This is a genomic window from Streptomyces sp. NPDC048277, assembly GCF_040652235.1.
Lineage (GTDB): Bacteria > Actinomycetota > Actinomycetes > Streptomycetales > Streptomycetaceae > Streptomyces.
Map to the genome: position 1 here is coordinate 89,299 of NZ_JBEZLQ010000007.1, position 15,959 is coordinate 105,257.

General features: G+C 73.6%; 12 protein-coding genes. 6 read left to right on the top strand and 6 right to left on the bottom strand.

Annotated features, from left to right (window positions below; genetic code table 11):
• Nucleotides 1-63: 63 nt before the first annotated feature.
• Both AB0D85_RS17590 and AB0D85_RS17595 read right to left on the bottom strand, forming a co-directional pair.
• Nucleotides 64-4,185, bottom strand: coding sequence for a helix-turn-helix domain-containing protein (locus AB0D85_RS17590; protein WP_362320637.1), 4,122 nt, complete (start codon nt 4,183-4,185; stop codon nt 64-66).
• On the bottom strand, nt 4,172-4,951 hold the full coding sequence (locus AB0D85_RS17595) for a PAS domain S-box protein (RefSeq protein ID WP_362320639.1): 780 nt from the start codon (nt 4,949-4,951) through the stop codon (nt 4,172-4,174). The genes AB0D85_RS17590 and AB0D85_RS17595 overlap by 14 nt, the downstream gene beginning before the upstream one ends.
• 170 nt (nt 4,952-5,121) lie before the next feature.
• Here AB0D85_RS17595 and AB0D85_RS17600 point away from each other — a divergent pair, with 170 nt between their 5' ends.
• Nucleotides 5,122-6,555 carry a CoA transferase gene (locus AB0D85_RS17600; RefSeq protein ID WP_362320642.1) on the top strand — a complete coding sequence of 478 codons (1,434 nt, stop codon included), beginning with the start codon at nt 5,122-5,124 and terminating at the stop codon, nt 6,553-6,555.
• Nucleotides 6,556-6,620: 65 nt separating this feature from the next.
• On the opposite strand, the gene AB0D85_RS17605 is transcribed toward AB0D85_RS17600, so the two are convergent.
• From AB0D85_RS17605 to AB0D85_RS17615, 3 genes are all read right to left on the bottom strand, one after another.
• Nucleotides 6,621-7,406: an MBL fold metallo-hydrolase gene (locus AB0D85_RS17605; protein ID WP_362320645.1), complete on the bottom strand. Its 786-nt coding sequence runs from the start codon at nt 7,404-7,406 to the stop codon at nt 6,621-6,623.
• A gap of 147 nt (nt 7,407-7,553) precedes the next feature.
• The gene (locus tag AB0D85_RS17610) at nt 7,554-8,963 is read right to left on the bottom strand and encodes a PLP-dependent aminotransferase family protein (protein WP_362320648.1); all 1,410 of its coding nucleotides are present in this window, start codon (nt 8,961-8,963) and stop codon (nt 7,554-7,556) included.
• Between the two features lie 287 nt (nt 8,964-9,250).
• Nucleotides 9,251-9,739 carry a GNAT family N-acetyltransferase gene (locus AB0D85_RS17615; RefSeq protein WP_362320651.1) on the bottom strand — a complete coding sequence of 163 codons (489 nt, stop codon included), beginning with the start codon at nt 9,737-9,739 and terminating at the stop codon, nt 9,251-9,253.
• Nucleotides 9,740-9,796: 57 nt separating this feature from the next.
• On the opposite strand from AB0D85_RS17615, the gene AB0D85_RS17620 reads away from it, so the two are divergent.
• Together AB0D85_RS17620 and AB0D85_RS17625 are read left to right on the top strand one after the other, a co-directional pair.
• The gene (locus AB0D85_RS17620) at nt 9,797-10,621 is read left to right on the top strand and encodes an exodeoxyribonuclease III (protein ID WP_362320654.1); all 825 of its coding nucleotides are present in this window, start codon (nt 9,797-9,799) and stop codon (nt 10,619-10,621) included.
• A 247-nt stretch (nt 10,622-10,868) separates the two neighbouring features.
• Nucleotides 10,869-11,750, top strand: coding sequence for a putative RNA methyltransferase (locus AB0D85_RS17625; protein ID WP_362320657.1), 882 nt, complete (start codon nt 10,869-10,871; stop codon nt 11,748-11,750).
• Here the strand turns inward: AB0D85_RS17625 and AB0D85_RS17630 are convergent.
• Nucleotides 11,747-12,367 carry a MerR family transcriptional regulator gene (locus tag AB0D85_RS17630; protein ID WP_362321343.1) on the bottom strand — a complete coding sequence of 207 codons (621 nt, stop codon included), beginning with the start codon at nt 12,365-12,367 and terminating at the stop codon, nt 11,747-11,749. The genes AB0D85_RS17625 and AB0D85_RS17630 overlap by 4 nt on opposite strands.
• A 205-nt stretch (nt 12,368-12,572) precedes the next feature.
• Here AB0D85_RS17630 and AB0D85_RS17635 point away from each other — a divergent pair, with 205 nt between their 5' ends.
• The 3 genes from AB0D85_RS17635 to AB0D85_RS17645 are packed head-to-tail and all read left to right on the top strand — an operon-like array spanning nt 12,573 to nt 15,933.
• Nucleotides 12,573-14,093: an NAD(P)/FAD-dependent oxidoreductase gene (locus AB0D85_RS17635; RefSeq protein WP_362320660.1), complete on the top strand. Its 1,521-nt coding sequence runs from the start codon at nt 12,573-12,575 to the stop codon at nt 14,091-14,093.
• Nucleotides 14,090-15,052 (top strand): alpha/beta hydrolase, encoded by a 963-nt coding sequence (locus AB0D85_RS17640; protein ID WP_362320663.1) that lies wholly within the window; start codon nt 14,090-14,092, stop codon nt 15,050-15,052. The genes AB0D85_RS17635 and AB0D85_RS17640 overlap by 4 nt, the downstream gene beginning before the upstream one ends.
• Nucleotides 15,049-15,933, top strand: coding sequence for an SDR family oxidoreductase (locus tag AB0D85_RS17645; RefSeq protein ID WP_362320665.1), 885 nt, complete (start codon nt 15,049-15,051; stop codon nt 15,931-15,933). The genes AB0D85_RS17640 and AB0D85_RS17645 overlap by 4 nt, the downstream gene beginning before the upstream one ends.
• Nucleotides 15,934-15,959 lie beyond the last annotated feature (26 nt).

The following is a 15,959-nucleotide window of genomic DNA, read 5'->3' on the forward strand; positions in this document are numbered from 1 at the left end:
GAGGGGCGTCGACCACCTGAACAAAAAATCCGGCCCGCAGGGGTCGGTCCGGGTGCGATCGCGTCAGTGCCCGCAGATCTCCCGGTACGACGCGTCCGGGATGTACGCCCGCCACTGCGCCCTGCTCAGCCCGCCGCCGCTGCGTTCGCAAACGGTTCGTACGGCCTCGGCCGGATCGACGGCGTACCTCTGGAGCGGGACGTGCGGTCCGCTCGCGTACAGCGTCCTGCCGTCCCTGCCGAAGGAGACCGAGAGGATCGTGTCCCCCGGGACGGGCAGCTCGGTGACGAGGGACTGCTGGGAGTCGGTGTCCCAGAGCTGGAGGCTGCCCGCGTCGCCGCCGACGGCGAGGGTGTGCCCGTCGGCGGCGAAGGCGAGCGCGCCGACCGATTCGGGCGAGCCCGCCGACGAGATACCGGACAGCACACCGAGCCGGTGCTCGACGTCCCCGTCCCAGAGCGTGACGCGCCCGCTGGCGTCGCCGACCGCGAGCCGGCCGCCGTCGGGGCTGAAGACCAGCGCGGTGATCCTCCTGCCGTCGGCGAGCGCACGGCCGGTGACCCGCCCGGCGGGCAGCCGGGCGTACTCGTCGTACGAACTCGCCGCCAGCCGCCCGTCCGGCCGCACGGCCGTGATCTCGCCGACCGGACCGGCCAGCGTCGACGTCCGGCGGGCCCGGGAACCCCCGGTGTCCCACACGTCCACGACGCTGCCCCCGGCCTTCAGCCGGGGCACCAGGAGCGTGCGTCCGCCGGGGCCGAGCGCGATCCCGGACGCCGTGTCCATGCTCTCGCCGGGCACCTCGAACGACGTCCGCACCGTGCCCGCCCGTACGTCCCACACGCTGAACCGGACGCGCGAGGAACCGTCGCCGTCGGCGACCGCGACCGCCGTGCCGTCCGGGCTGTAGGAGAGGACGGGGGCCGGGTCCGGGGCGGCCGGGAGGGCGCCGAGGACGGCGTGGGCGAGTACGGCGCCGGTCCGGGTGGAGCGGAGGTCGAGGCGGTAGCCGGTGGCCGACCGGGTCGCCGTGGCGAGGGTCGTGCCGTCGGGGCCGAGGGCGGCGGTGTCGGTCGTGGTCCGCTGCCAGCGCGGGGCCAGGGCGGTGGTGAGGTCGTACGTGCGGACCGTTCCGTTGTCGAGGAAGCGCAGGATCCTCGACGTCCCCGGGGCCCAGGCCAGGTCGGCCGCCTCGGTGCCGGACAGGGAGCGGGCGAGGACCTGGACGGGATCGGCGCCGAGCCGCCACACCTGGATGTCCTGGCCGTCGGCGAGGGCGAGGAACGCGCCGTCCGGGGAGAGCGCGGCGCCGGTGAGCCCGGAGTGGTCGGAGGCGGACAGACTCGTGACGCTGCGGCCGGTCGACACGTCCCACACGGTGACACCGCTGCCGGCGGACACCGCCAGCCGTGACCCGTCCGGGGTGAGCCGGACCATCGGCGCGCCCGAGTCGGCGCCGGAGCCGGTACCGCACGAGTCGGTGCCGTCCCAGGCGCCGGACAGCCGGGCGCCGTCCCGCCAGACCTGGGGCGAGCCACCGGCGGGGCAGAGCACGACCAGCCGGCCGCCGGGGCCGACCGCCGCCGCCGACACGGGGGCCGAAATCGCCGTACGGAAGAGGACTTTTCCATCGCTCAGGCGGTGCACCTCGGCCGTGCCGGCGCCGTCGAGCGGGCTCAGCAGATAGCCGGTGCCGTCGTCGGAGAAGTCCATGGACACGTCGGCGCCGCGCAGATCCGCGACGGTCCGGTCGCCCTTCGGCTGCCACAGCTGGTCGCCGTCCGCGCCGGTGAGGTCGAAGGCCGTGCCGTCGGGGCTCACCGCGCCCGCCTCCAGGTCGGCGGGCAACCGGTATGAACCCGTCCGTTTCCCGTGGGCGACGTCCCAGACGGTTGCCTCCCGTCCGGCGACGCTGATCAGGGTCCGCCCGTGATCGACGAGGAAGCGCCGGGTGTCCTTGCCGGTCTGCGGATCGGTGAACGCGTCCCGCTCCGGCTGGGCGAGGGCGCCGAGCAGGGCGGCGCGGGACTCGGTCAGCGGGGCGAGCTGCCAGGCGGCGACGCCGAGCAGGGCGGCGGTGCGGGGATCGGTCGAGCGCAGGCTGCCGGCGACGGAGGCGATCCGGCGGGCGGCGGCCTTGTCCGCCTCGGCCTCGCTGCTGCGGTCGCGCTGCCAGGCCAGCAGACCGGCGGCCAGTGCGATCACGACCAGTGCGGAGAGCGCGGCGGCGAAGGAACGGGTCCGCTTCACGGCCCGGGCCGCAGCCGCCCGCTCGGCGGCACGGGCGGCCAGCGAGGCGGTGAGGAAGGCGCGTTCGGGTCGGGTGAGATCGTCGTCGCCCGGCGCCCCGGAGACCGGCACGTCAGCTTCGGCGGCCGGCTGGCACGCCCGGGAGACCGGCGTGTCAGTCCCGGCGGCTGGCTCGCGCACCCCGGAGACCGGCGCGTCAGCCCCGGCGGTCGGCTCGTACGCCCCGGAGACTGGTGTGTCAGTCCCGGCGGTCGGCTGGTGCGCCCCGGAGACCGGCGCGTCAGCCCCGGCGGTCGGCTGGCATGCCCCGGCGGTCGGCTCGTACGCCCCGGAGACTGGTGTGTCAGTCCCGGCGGTCGGCTGGTGCGCCCCGGAGACTGGTGTGTCAGTCCCGGCGGTCGGCTGGTGCGCCCCGGAGACTGGTGTGTCAGCCCCGGCGGTCGGCTGGCATGCCCCGGCGGTCGGCTCGTACGCCCCGGAGACCGGTGTGTCAGTCCCGGCGGTCGGCTCGTGTGCCCCGAAGAACTCCTCCGCGCGTGCCAGCTGGGTTCCCCGGTACAGCGCCCCCGCGTCCCGGCCCAGGGACTCCCAGACGCGTGCCGCCTCTCTCAGCCTCCGCTGCTCGTGCAGCCGTTCGCGGTCCTCCTCGATCCACGCGCCCAGCCGGGGCCAGCCGGTGATGAGGGCCTCGTGGGCGAGTTCCACGGTGCCGTCGTCGACGGTGATCAGGCGGGCCGCGGCGAGCCGCTCCACGACGACGCCGGCGTTCCGGCCGGTCCCCAGTTCGGCGCGCTCGGCGGGGCGGCGGGTGTCCGCCGTGCCCGCACCGGGGGCGATCAGGCGGAGCAGGACGCGGCGGGCGGTGCGGGCCTGGTCCGGGGAGAGCGCGGCGTACGCCTGCTCGGCGGTGGCGGCGATCGCGCCGCTCACCCCGCCCGCCTCCTCGTACGCGGCCAGGGTGAGGGTCCGCCCCCGGCGCCGGCGCCAGGTCTCCAGCAGGGCGTGCGACAGCATCGGCAGGGCACCGGGACGGTCGGTGACCTCGTCGACGACGCGGGCGGTCAGGGCGCGCTCGACGTTGAGGCCGACGGCCGCCGCCGGGCCGGTGACGACCTCGCGCAGCTCGTCGCGGTTCATGGGACCGACGAGCAGGCCGGCACGGCTGACGGCGGCGGCGAGGTCGTGGTGGGCGGCGCAGTGGCCGTAGAAGTCACCGCGCACGGCGACGACGACCCGCAGCCGGCTGCCGGGTGCGCGGGCCGCGAGCAGGAGGTCGAGGAAGCGGTCCCGCTCCGCCCGGTCCCGGCACAGCGTGAACACCTCCTCGAACTGGTCGACGACCACCCAGGTGTCCTGCTCGCCGTCCTGCGGCAGCAGCGCCTTGCCGTGGGTCCGGGCGGGGTGCTCGCCGGGTGTCAGGACGCGGATCACCGCGGGCCGGCCGACGCCGGTCGCCTCCCGCAGCACGGGGACCAGGCCGGCGCGCAGCAGCGAGGACTTGCCGCTGCCGGAGGGGCCGAACACGGCCGCGAACCGGTGCTCCCGCACCAGCTCCAGCACGTCACCGACCAGCCGCTTCCGCCCGAAGAACAGATCGCGGTCGTACGGCTCGAAGCGCGCGAGCCCCCGGTACGGCGGTGCGGTGTCGTCGTCCTGCGCCGCGTTCTCCCGCGCGGCCCCGGCGGCCTCCCGCCGGCGCTCCTCCCACTCCTGCGGATCGGCGTCCAGCGCCTCGGCGTACGCCCGGACGACCGCCTGCGAGGGCAACTGCTCCCCGGCCGCCGCCTGCGACAGTGCCGCCGCCGAATAGCCCGCCCGCCTGGCCATCTCCCGGTAGGTGGGCCTCCCGGCCTTCTCGCGCAGAGCGCGCAGGTCATGGGCGAGCCGCTGTACGGGACCGGCATCGGGGTCGAGCGGCTTCTCACGTCGTCCCACCGGGCGGCACCTTTCGACGGTCGTGGGGAGAATCGGCTGCCGACGACTCCCGGGCAGAGGCAGGGGCAGGAGCAGGAGCAGGAGCAGGGGGCCAGGCGTCGGGATCGAGGACGCCCTCCACGAAGGCCCGGGCGACGAGCGCCGGTCTGCCCGACACACCCCAGCGCTGGGACAACTGCCTGAGGTGGTAGTTGACCCCGTCCGGCGTGAGACCGACGGCCGAGGCGATCCGGGCGGTCGTCCAGCCGCCGGCGGTCAGGGCGAGGATACGGGTCTCCACGCCGTCCGCCGTGGCGAGGACGTGTGATGTCGCTTTCAGTGCCTCCGGCACCCGGGCCTCCGCCGCCTCCCGGACCATGATCAGCAGGTTCGGTTCGTCGCGGAAGACGTCGCCCACCAGATCGACGCTCGCCTCCCCGTGCCGCTCGGACCCCTTCGCCGTCGTCCAGCGGACGTCGATGAGGTAGCGCGAGCGGCGGTGCAGACGGATGGCCTCGGTGATCGAACGGAGCTGGCCCCGGGTCTCCGGGTGGAAGAGCCCGAGGGCACTGCGGCCGCGCAGGGACCCGGCGAGCACGCCCCGTTCGGCGGCCAGCGCGGGGTTCGCCCGCAGGATCGTGCCGTCGGCCCGGCAGAAGGCCGCGGGCAGCGGGAGGCGGTCGAACAGGCCGGTGGCACGGTTGCGCCAGAAGACCGCCGCGGGGCTGTCCGGCACGGGTGCATGGGTGGCCGGAAGATCCTGTACCTGGTGCTCCGGGTCGTCCATTTCCTCTCCTCCTCCTGCCGGCCCACGGGCGTTCCGGGGCGGCGGGAAAACACAAGTCCTGCGAGGCGGTGTCACCTACCAGTTCCGGTAGAAGCGGGTCTTCGCCGTGCCTTCGGCGGACGGGACGCTCGGTACGAGCCGTCTGCCGGACCGGAAGAAAGCCGACGCACATGACCGACTCCCCTCCTTCCTTCAGCCCCGTCGCGGCCCTGGACGCGCTGCTCTCCGAAGTGGGGCTGTCCGCCGCCGACGCCGGCGGCCGGGTGACCTTCGCCGGACAGGACCCGATCGTGGCCGCCCGCCACCGGCTCGGCGCGGCCATCGGCATCCCGGTCATGGGCTGCGCGGTCGGCGCGGCCGCCCTGTGGCGGCACCGCACCGGACAGGGCCAGGATCTCCACCTGGACCTGCGGCAGGCGGTCCACGGGATCACCCCGCACGCCTTCTGGCACCCCACCCTCAACGGCTTCCCGCCCCCGCACCCCCTGGTGGCCGACAACCCGTTCCTGCTCGACTCGTACCGGACCCGCGACGGCCGCACGGTCATGGCCTCGGGCGTCTACCCGCACCTGGCCGCGAAGTGGCTGCGCTTCCTGGACGTGCCGCCGGACCGGGAGAGGGTCGCCGCGGCCTTCGCGCGCCGGGACGCCTTCGAACTGGAGGAGGCCGCGAACGCCGCCGGCCTGCCGGTGTCCGTGGCCCGCACCCCCGACGAGTGGCTGGCCCACCCGCAGGGCAGGCTCCTCGCCTCCCAGCCGGTGATCGGGCTGGCCCGCGTCGGCGACGCCCCTCCTCGCGAACTCCCTTCCTCCGGGCGGCCGTTGGAAGGCGTACGCGTGCTGTCGTTCACACACGCCATCGCCGGCCCCACGGTCGGCCGTACCCTCGCCGAGCAGGGCGCGGACGTCCTGTGCGCGACCCGGCCCAACGACTACGAGCACGACTTCATCTACGACGAGGCCAACATCGGTTCCCGCAGCGCCTACATCGACCTCACCGAGGAGGACGGCCGGGGACTCGCCGAGGTGCTGCTGGCCGGCGCGGACGTCGTCGTCAACAACCACCGGGGCAGCAAGCTGGAGAAACTCGGCCTGGATCCACGGGAGTTGGCGGAACGCCACCCGGGGCTGATCAGCGTCTCGGTCACCTGTTACGGCTCGACGGGCCCGTGGGCCGACCGCGGCGGCTTCGACATGAACGGCTCCGCCGCGTCCGGCCTGATGGCTCTGGAGGGCAGCCCGGAAGAGCCGAGGCTCCCGGTCACCGGCATGATCAACGACTTCGTCACCGGCTACCTGGGCGCGCTCGGCGCCACGGCCGCGCTCCACAGGAGAGCGACCGAGGGCGGCAGTTGGCACGTGACGGTCAATCTCACCCGTACGGCCATGTGGTGCCGGACCCTCGGCCTGGTCGACCCGGCCGGTGCGGGGCGGGACGACGAGCACACCCTGCGCGAGCCCGACGCGTACGACGCCGTCACCCCGTTGGGCGACCTGCACACCCTCGCCCCGCCGGTCCGCTTCTCCGCCACCCCGCCGAGATGGACCGACCCGGTCCTCGTGCCCAGGGGAGCCGGCCGGCCGGGATGGCTGGGGGGTTCCTGACCCGCCGCGGGCATCGAAGCGGCGTGGGGTGCCGGTCCGCGCGGGGGTGTCGGGGGCCGGCACCGCTACGCGGTGGCGCGTGCCTTCTCCAGCAGGGACGGGTCATGGGCGTTGACGATGAGAAGGCCGGGGTCGGCCCGTCGGTACAGCTCGGCGAGGCGGTCGTGGTTGTCGCGCACCTTCCTGCCGTCGTACGCGATGAGCGCCTCCATGCCCCGCAGGGAACCGGGGACGCGGGAGTGCCCGTCGAGCGTGCCGTAGTGGTAGAAGGCGTCACCGGCGTGCAGCAGCCAGCGGTGCCCGGCGTCGACCGCGACGGCGGCGTGGCCGCGGGTGTGCCCGGGCAGGGCGATCAGGACGATGCCGGGGGCGATCGCGTCGAGTTCGCGTGCGGCGGCGAAGCCGCGCCACTTCTCGCCCTCGGGCCGGTGCTCGACGAGCCGGGGGCCGTGCTCCCACTGGGGGCTCTGGTAGCGGACGCGCTCCCGCCGGGAGGGGGAGTGGACGGCGCCGAGCGCCTCGTCCGCGGTGAGGTGGACCTCGGCCCAGGGGAAGTCGGACAGGCCGCCGATGTGGTCCGCGTCGAAGTGCGTGAGGACGATGTGCCGGACGTCCTCGCGGCGGAAGCCCAGTTTCTCGACCTGGCGGGCTGCCGTCTCCTCGGCGTCGAACACCGGCCGGACGAAGTGGCGGGCGGGGCCGACGCGCCGCCTGGGGTCGGCGATGTCGTCGAGGCCGTAACCGGAGTCGACGAGCACCAGGCCGCCCGCGGCCTCGATCAGGAGGACGTGGCAGACGAGCGGGGCCCCTGGGGGCTGCATGGTGCCGCAGTTGAGGTGGTGGACTTTCACGGGGGAGTGTCCTTGGTGTCGAGGGGGGTGGCCGGCACCGCAAGGAAATACTTACGGCATATGTCAACACCAGCTCAGACTGACTTATGACGTAAGTGCTGTCAAGGTGAGACAGGCGGGCACGAACCCGCCGCCGGCCCGCCGGTGCTATCGGCTCACCTCGATCGCCTCGCGCAGCCGGTCGACCGCCTCGTGCAGCGCGTGGTCGGCGAGGTTGCCGTAGCCGAGGACCAGGCCGTGATCGGCGTGGTCCCCGGTCGCGTGGTAGGCGGCGAGGTCGGCGACGCGCAGGGAGCGGGCGGCCGCGGCCCTGACCACGGCGGCGGTGTCCACGCTCGCGGGCAGCCGCAGGATCAGATGGAGACCGGCCGCGACACCGGAGACCGGGGCACCGGGCAGCTGTTCGGCGAGGGCCCGGACGAGGGTGTCACGGCGCAGCCGGTACCGCTGCCGGCAGGCGCGGAGGTGACGGTCGTAGGCGCCCGACTCCAGCAGTGCGGCGAAGGCGAGCTGGTCGAGCGCCGAGGGCTGGGCGGCCAGCTGGTCGGCCCGGTGCAGCTGCCGGGTCCAGCGGGGCGGGGCCACGAACCAGCCGATGCCGAGCGCCGGGGACAGGGTCTTGCTCAGCGACTTGAACAGCACGACCCGGGACGGGTCCATGCCCTGGACGGCCGCGACCGGGCGGCGGTCGTAGCGGAACTCCGCGTCGTAGTCGTCCTCCAGGACCACGCCGTCCACCCGGCGGGCCCAGTCGAGCAGCGCGGCGCGCCGCTCGGGGACGAGTACGGTGCCCAGCGGGAACTGGTGCGCCGGCGCCGTCAGCACGGCCCGCAGACCCGGGCGCCCCGCCAGGTCGTCGATGCGCAGCCCGCGGCCGTCCATACGGACGGGCACCGGCTCCAGGCCCGCCGCGCGGATCACCTCGCGCAGCCGGGTCCAGCCCGGTTCCTCACAGCCGACCGCGGTGATGCCCTCGGCGCGCAACGCGTGGCACATGCGCCGTACCCCGTCGGTCACACTCGCGCACACGGTCACGTCCTGCGGGATCGTGGAGACACCACGGGAGCGGCCCAGGTACTCGGCGAGCAGACGCCGCAGCCGGAGATGACCGCCGGCCGGCGGATAGCCCAGCTCCGTGAAGGCCGCGTTCGCCACCTGCGCGCGGACCGCGTCGGCCCATCGCCGGCGCGGAAACGCACGCAGGTCCGGCAGCCCCGGCGCGAGATCGAAACGGGCCGCCGGAGCCGGGCCTGCGGCAGGGCGCTCGACGTCGGTGTCGGGGGCGTTCGACCACCGCACCCGGGTGGCCGAACCGCTGCGCGCCTCCAGATACCCCTCGGCGACGAGCTGGCCGTACGCCTCGGTCACCGCCCAGCGCGAACAGCCCAGGTCGGCGGCGAGCCGCCGGCTGGGCGGCAGCGCGGTACCGACCTCGATACGCCCCTCCCGGATCGCCGACCGCAGCGCCCGCTTCACCCGCTCGTGCAGCGGCCCGTCACTCGACCGCTCCAGGTCGATCAGCAGATCTCCGGCCGGATTGGTCTGTGATACCCGCATGCCATTGGACGGTAGCAGCGGACCGTTTCTCCCTACCGTGGAATGGCCGGCGCAGGGGACCACCGGTCGGCATCCCAAGCACCCGAGGAGGACGTGGTGGCTGTTGTGAGGCGTTCGACCCCGGCCCACCCCCTGTTTCGCCCCGTGTTCGAGGACTGGTACGAGAAGGCCGGCGCCTTCTCGGCACTGCCGGACGCACCGGTCGTACCCGATGAAACGGATGAAACGGTGGTACGGAACCGGCCCCGGCGGGAGCGGCCCGCCCGGCGGTGGTCGCCGGCCGCGGTCTACAGATCCGCTCGCAGGGCCTTCGCGTAGCAGAGGCTCGACTCGTAGGTGCGGTAGTAGCCGAACTTGGTGCACGGTTCGTAGCCGCTGGAGGTGTACAGGGCGATGGCCTCCGGCTGCTCGGTGCCGGTCTCCAGGACCATGCGGAGGCGGCCGGCCGCGCGGGCGTCGTCCTCCAGGGCCGCGAGCATACGGCGGGCCAGACCCCGGCCGCGCATCCCCTCGATGACGAACATGCGCTTGAGTTCGGCGTCGCCGTCCTCGTTGCCCTCGCCGTTCGTGTCCTGGCTGCGCCAGCCGCCGGTGGCGACGGGACGGTCGGACTCGTCGTACGCGATCAGGTAGATGCCGTTCGGCGGTGCGAAGTCGGCCGGGTCGAGGGCGGTGGCGTCGCCGTCGCCGCCGTAGCGCAGCCGGTACTCGGCCTGGACCTCGTCGTTCAGCTTGACGGCGTCGGGGTGGTCGAAGGCAACGGGGCGTATATTCATGTGAGGTATCGTATATTCGTGCAGACGATGAGGTGAGGGACCTCCGGGCTCCGTCCAGTGTGCCGGTATCGTGCCGGGGTGCTGACTGTGACCTCGGTGAATGTGAACGGACTGCGGGCCGCCGCGAAGAAGGGCTTCGTGGAGTGGCTCGCGGGGACCTCCGCGGATGTGCTCTGCCTGCAGGAGGTGCGTGCGGAGCCGCAGCAGCTCCCGGAAGAGGTGCGCGCGCCCGGCGGATGGCATGTCGTGCACGCCCCGGCGGCGGCCAAGGGGCGCGCGGGCGTCTCCCTGTACACCCGGCGTGAGCCGGACCGTGTGCAGGTCGGCTTCGGGTCGCAGGAGTTCGACACGAGCGGGCGTTACGTCGAGGCGGACCTCCCCGGCGTCACCGTCGCCTCCCTCTATCTCCCCTCCGGAGAGGTCGGTACCGAGCGGCAGGACGAGAAGGTCCGGTTCATGGACGAGTTCCTCGCCTACCTGAAGGAACTGCGCGAGCGGGCCGCCGCCGACGGGCGCGAGGTCGTCGTCTGCGGCGACTGGAACATCGCCCACCAGCAGGCCGACCTGAAGAACTGGCGCGGCAACACCAAGAACTCCGGCTTCCTCCCCGAGGAACGCGAGTGGCTCGGCAACGTCCTCGCCCCGGCCGACGGCGGCTACGTCGACGTCGTACGCACCCTGCACCCGGACGCCGAGGGCCCGTACACCTGGTGGTCGTACCGGGGGCGGGCTTTCGACAATGATTCAGGCTGGAGGATCGACCTCGCCGTCGCGACCCCGGGCCTGGCCGCCCGTGCCGTCAAGGCGGTCGTGGAGCGGGCGGCCAGCCATGAGGAGCGCTGGTCGGACCACGCTCCCGTGACAGTGGTCTTCGGGAGCTGACGACTTCGGCGGGCATGAGGGACGGTCGCCGTCACTCGTAGACTCATGGCGTGGCATTCATGAGCACCCCGCACTGCTGCTTCCTGTGAGCGGAAGACACTGAGGGCGATGCCGGACGGCGTCGCCCTCCTCGGTGTGCCTGCCGCGTGAACCAGGTTCCCGGCGCTTCCCGTTCCCTTCCGGGGCGGTGAGTGCCGAGCGCGCGTGCAGGCAGGTCTCTTCCCTTCGCCCCTGCCAGGAGTGCCTCGTGCCCGTGTCGCTTTCCCCTGCCCTCGCGCTCTCCCTCGACCTGCTCCGCTGCCCGACGTGCCGCTCGTCCCGGCTGCGCCCCGACCGCGGCGCGCTGCGCTGTCCGGCGGGGCATTCCTTCGACATCGCCCGCCACGGCTATGCCGGTCTGCTGACGGGCGCCCGTGCCACCAGCGGCGACGACGCGGCCATGGCCCGGGCCCGGGACCGGTTCCTGGCCACCGGCTCGTACGCGCCCATCCGTGACGTTGTGGCCCGCCTCGCGTCCGGCTCCGTGCCCGAGCCCGAGCCCGAGCGGGCCACGGTGGTGGACGTCGGCTGCGGCACGGGCTACTACCTGGCCGGCGTCCTCGACCGGCTGCCCGGCGCCCGTGGTCTGGGACTGGACACCTGCGTGCGTGCGCTGCGCTCGGCGGCCCGTGCCCACGCCCGAGCCGCCGCGGCGGCCTGGGACGTCTTCCGTCCCTTTCCGCTGGCCGACGCGGTGGCCGATGTCGTGCTGGACGTGTTCGCTCCGCGCAACCCGGCCGAGTTCCACCGCGTACTGCGCCCGACCGGCAGGCTCGTCGTGGTCCGTCCCACCGGACGGCACCTGGCCGAGCTGCGTGACCGGGTGCCCGCGATGGTCGCGATGGATCCGGCCAAGGAACAGCGCCTGCACCAGGCGCTGGATCCCTTCTTCGAGGCCGCCGTCACCGAGCCGGTGGAGTACGCCGTGCCCCTGGCCGGGCGGGAGGCTCTCGATCTGGTGGGGATGACGCCGAGCGCGCGCCACCTGTGCCGTACGGATCCGGCCGAGGGAGGCCTTCTGCCCGGCCGGGTCACCGTCTCCGTGCTGGCCACCGCCTACCGGCCGAAACGCCCTCCAGTCCAGCTCTAGTCCCGCTTCCGCAGTCTCCGGTCCAGGGCCAGTGACACCTCCGCCTCCACCACGCTCCGGGCCAGGGGGCGCAGGCGGGCCATGTCCTCCTGGGGGCCGTGGCGCAGGACCAGGTCGGCGAAGAGTTCGGCGAGGGCGTCGGCGTGTTCGCGTACGCTGCGGCCGGCCGCCAGGACCTCGGCGAGCGGGAAGCCCTCGCGGACCAGGGCCTCGGAGGCGTCCAGCAGGCGGCGGCTGATGTGGACGATGTTCTCGCCGTCGGTGCCGAGATAGCCGAGGTCCAGCGCGGCGACCAGGTTCTCCGGGGTGGCCTCGCCCTCGAAGCGGGCGGCGAGTTCCTCGGGGGTGAGGCGGACCGGCTCCTCCTCGGTGGGGGCGTCCATGCCGATGAGTTCGGCGACGTCCCTGCCGTGGTCGAAGGCCTCCGCCAGTTCGGCGATGCCGTTCAGGGTGTGACCGCGCTCCAGGAGCGCCGAGATCGTGCGCAGCCGGGCCAGGTGGTGGTCGTCGTACCAGGCGATACGACCCTGTCGGCGAGGCGGTGCGAGCAGCTTGCGTTCGCGGTAGAAGCGCAGGGTGCGCACGGTGATGCCGGCCAGTCCCGCCAGCTCCTCCATGCGGTACTCGCGGGGGGCCTCCGGATGTGCCGCACCGCGTTCTGCACCGTGTTCTGCGCCGTCTTCTGCCACGTGCGCAGCCTATGTTGTACCGCCGGTAACTTTCGCCGGCGCAACCCCTACCCATCGGTACGGAGCTGCTCTACAGTCCCATCGTGCCAGTGTTCACTGGCGTAATCGCGGTCGAGGGTGTGGAGGCTCCGGGATGGCCGAGCACGAGCATGTACGGGTGGCGGTGATCGGGTCCGGGTTCGGCGGACTGGGCGCGGCCGTGCGGTTGCGCCGGGAGGGGATCACGGACTTCGTCGTCCTGGAACGGGCCGGCAGCGTCGGCGGCACCTGGCGGGACAACAGCTACCCGGGGTGCGCCTGCGACGTGCCGTCCCATCTGTACTCCTTCTCCTTCGCGCCCAACCCCGACTGGCCGCGCACCTTCTCCGGGCAGGAGCACATCCGCGCCTATCTGGAGCACGTCGCCGACGTGTTCGGGCTCCGGCCGCACCTCCGCTTCGACGCCGAGGTGAAGCGGATGACCTGGGACCCGGAGAAGCTGCGCTGGGACATCGAGACGGCGGCCGGCCCGCTCTCCGCGGACGTCGTCGTCTCCGCCACCGGGCCGCTGTCCGACCCGAAGATCCCCGAGATCCCGGGGCTGGACTCGTTCCCCGGCAGGGTCTTCCACTCGGCCCGCTGGGACCACGACTACGACCTGCGCGGCAAGCGGGTCGCCATGGTCGGCACGGGCGCCTCCGCGATCCAGATCGTGCCCGCCATCCAGCCCGAGGTCGCGCGGCTGACGCTGTTCCAGCGCACACCGCCGTGGGTGATGCCCCGGGTGGACCGCGCGATCAGTGCCGCGGAGCGCCGGTTGCACCGGGCGCTGCCCTTCACCACCCAGGCCCGGCGCGGGCTGCTGTGGGGCATCCGGGAGCTCCAGGTGCAGGCGTTCACCAAGCGGCCCGACGAACTCGGCCTGGTCGAACAGCTCGCCAAGCGCAACATGGGCCGTGCCATCAAGGACCCCGCGCTGCGTGCCAGGCTGACCCCGGACTACCGCATCGGCTGCAAGCGGATCCTGCTGTCCAGCGCCTACTATCCGGCCCTCGCACAGCGGAACGTGGACGTGGTGGCGAGCGGCCTGAGCGAGGTGCGCGGGTCGACCGTGGTGGCCGCGGACGGCAGTTCCGCCGAGGTCGACGCGATCGTCTTCGGTACCGGCTTCCACGTCACCGACATGCCCATCGCCGAGCGGGTCGTCGGCGCCGACGGGCGGACCCTCGCCGAGGCCTGGAAGGACGGCATGGAGGCCCTGCGCGGCGCCTCCGCCGCCGGGTTCCCCAACTGGATGACGATCATCGGGCCCAACACCGGCCTCGGGAACTCCTCCATGATCCTCATGATCGAGTCCCAGCTGAACTACATGGCCGACTACCTGCGCCAGCTCCGTGTCCTCGGCGGGCGTGCGGCCCTCGACGCACGCCCCGGTGCCGTGGCCGCCTGGAACCACCAGGTCCAGGAACGCATGAAGCGCACCGTCTGGAACACCGGCGGCTGCACCAGCTGGTACCTGGACGCGAACGGCCGCAACACCACCATCTGGCCCGGTACGACCACGGAGTTCCGGCGCGCGACCCAGCGGGTGGACCTCGCGGAGTACGACCTGATCCGCGCGCCGGGGAGCGAGGGCGCGCACGGCGCCAAGTCCGGCGCGGAGGTGGGCGCATGAGCCGGCTCACCCATGTGACCACCGGGCCGTACGCCCCGCCCGTGCCCGCCCGTGAACTCACCGCCGTCTCCGCCGACGGCGCGCGCCTGCACGTCGAGGTGCACGGCCCCGAGAACGCGCCGCCCGTCGTCCTCTCCCACGGCTGGACCTGCTCGACCGCCTTCTGGGCGGCGCAGATCCGGGAGCTGGCCGTCGACCACCGGGTCATCGCCTACGACCAGAGGGGGCACGGGCGCAGCCCCGCGAGCTCCGCGTGCACCACCCGCGCGCTGGCGGACGACCTCGAAGCGGTGCTGGCGGAGACACTCGCGCGCGGGGAGCGGGCCGTGATCGTCGGACATTCCATGGGCGGGATGACCGTCATGGCGGCCTCCGGACGCCCGCGCTTCCGGGAGCACGCCGCCGCCGTCCTGCTGTGCAGCACCGGCAGTTCGCGGCTGGTCGCCGAGGCACGCGTCGTACCGATGGGCGCCGGGGCCGCGCGCACCTGGCTCACCACGCGGGTCCTCGCCTCGCGCGCCCCCCTCGGGCCGGTCACGCCCCTCGCGAAGCGGATCCTCAAGTACGCCACCATGGGCGCCGGTTCCGCCCCGCACATGGTGGAGGCGTGCGCGCGGATCGTGCACGCCTGCCCGCGCGCCGTGCGCCACGCGTGGGCGCGGGTCCTCGCGCAGCTCGATCTCGACGACGGCGTACGGGAGTTGCGCGCGCCCACCGCGGTCGTCACCGGCGCGGCCGACCGGCTCACGCCCCCGGTGCACGCCCGCGCGCTGATCGCCGCCCTGCCGCACCCCCTCGGTCTCACCGAGCTGCCGGGCATGGGCCATATGACGCCGGTCGAGGCGCCGGAACTGGTCAACGGAAAGATCCGGGAACTGGTCACCGCGTACGTCACGGTGGCGGACACCCCCGGCGGAACCGGCGCCGAGGCGCCCCAGCGGATCACGGAGGGCTCATGAGCAGGGTCGGTCTCGAAGGTCAGGTCGCCGTCGTCACCGGAGCGGCGCGCGGGGTCGGCGAGCTGCTCGCCCGCAAACTCTCCGCGCGCGGGGCGAAGGTCGCGCTGGTCGGCCTGGAGGAGGAGGCGCTCAAGGAGGTCTCCGGGCGGCTGCACACGGACAGCGCGCACTGGTACGCCGACGTCACCGACCACGAGGCGATGAGCCGGGTGGCCCGGGAGGCCAAGGAGCGGTTCGGGAAGGTCGACATCGTGGTGGCCAACGCGGGGGTGGCGAACGGCGGTCCGTTCGCCGACTCGGACCCCGAGGCCTGGCGGCGGGTGATCGAGGTCAACCTGATCGGCTCGGCGGTGACGGCCCGCGCGTTCCTGCCGGTGCTCACGGAGAGCCGCGGCTATCTGCTGCAGATCGCGTCGCTGGCCGCGATCACGCCGGCGCCGATGATGACGGCGTACTGCGCGTCCAAGGCGGGCGTGGAGGCGTACGCGCACAGTCTGCGCGCCGAGGTCGGCCACCAGGGCGTGCGCGTCGGGGTCGGGTACCTGTCCTGGACGGACACCGACATGGTGCGCGGCGCCGACCAGGACGACGTGATGCGGGAGTTGCGGCAGCGGCTGCCGTGGCCGGCGAACAAGACGTATCCGCTGGGTCCGGCCGTGGACCGGATCGTGGCGGGGATCGAGCGGCGCTCGGCGCATGTGTACGGGCAGTGGTGGCTGCGCGGGATGCAGGGCGTGCGCGGGTATCTGCCGTCGGTCGTCGGCACGGTCGGACAGCGCGAGATGAAGCGGTTCGCGCCCCGCTTGCAGGGCATCCGCACCGGGCTCGTCGGCGCAGGTGGGGCGGCCGACGAGGAGGCGCGCGCTACGCACCGTCATTGATCGAAATGCGAGCGTAGTCGCCCCGT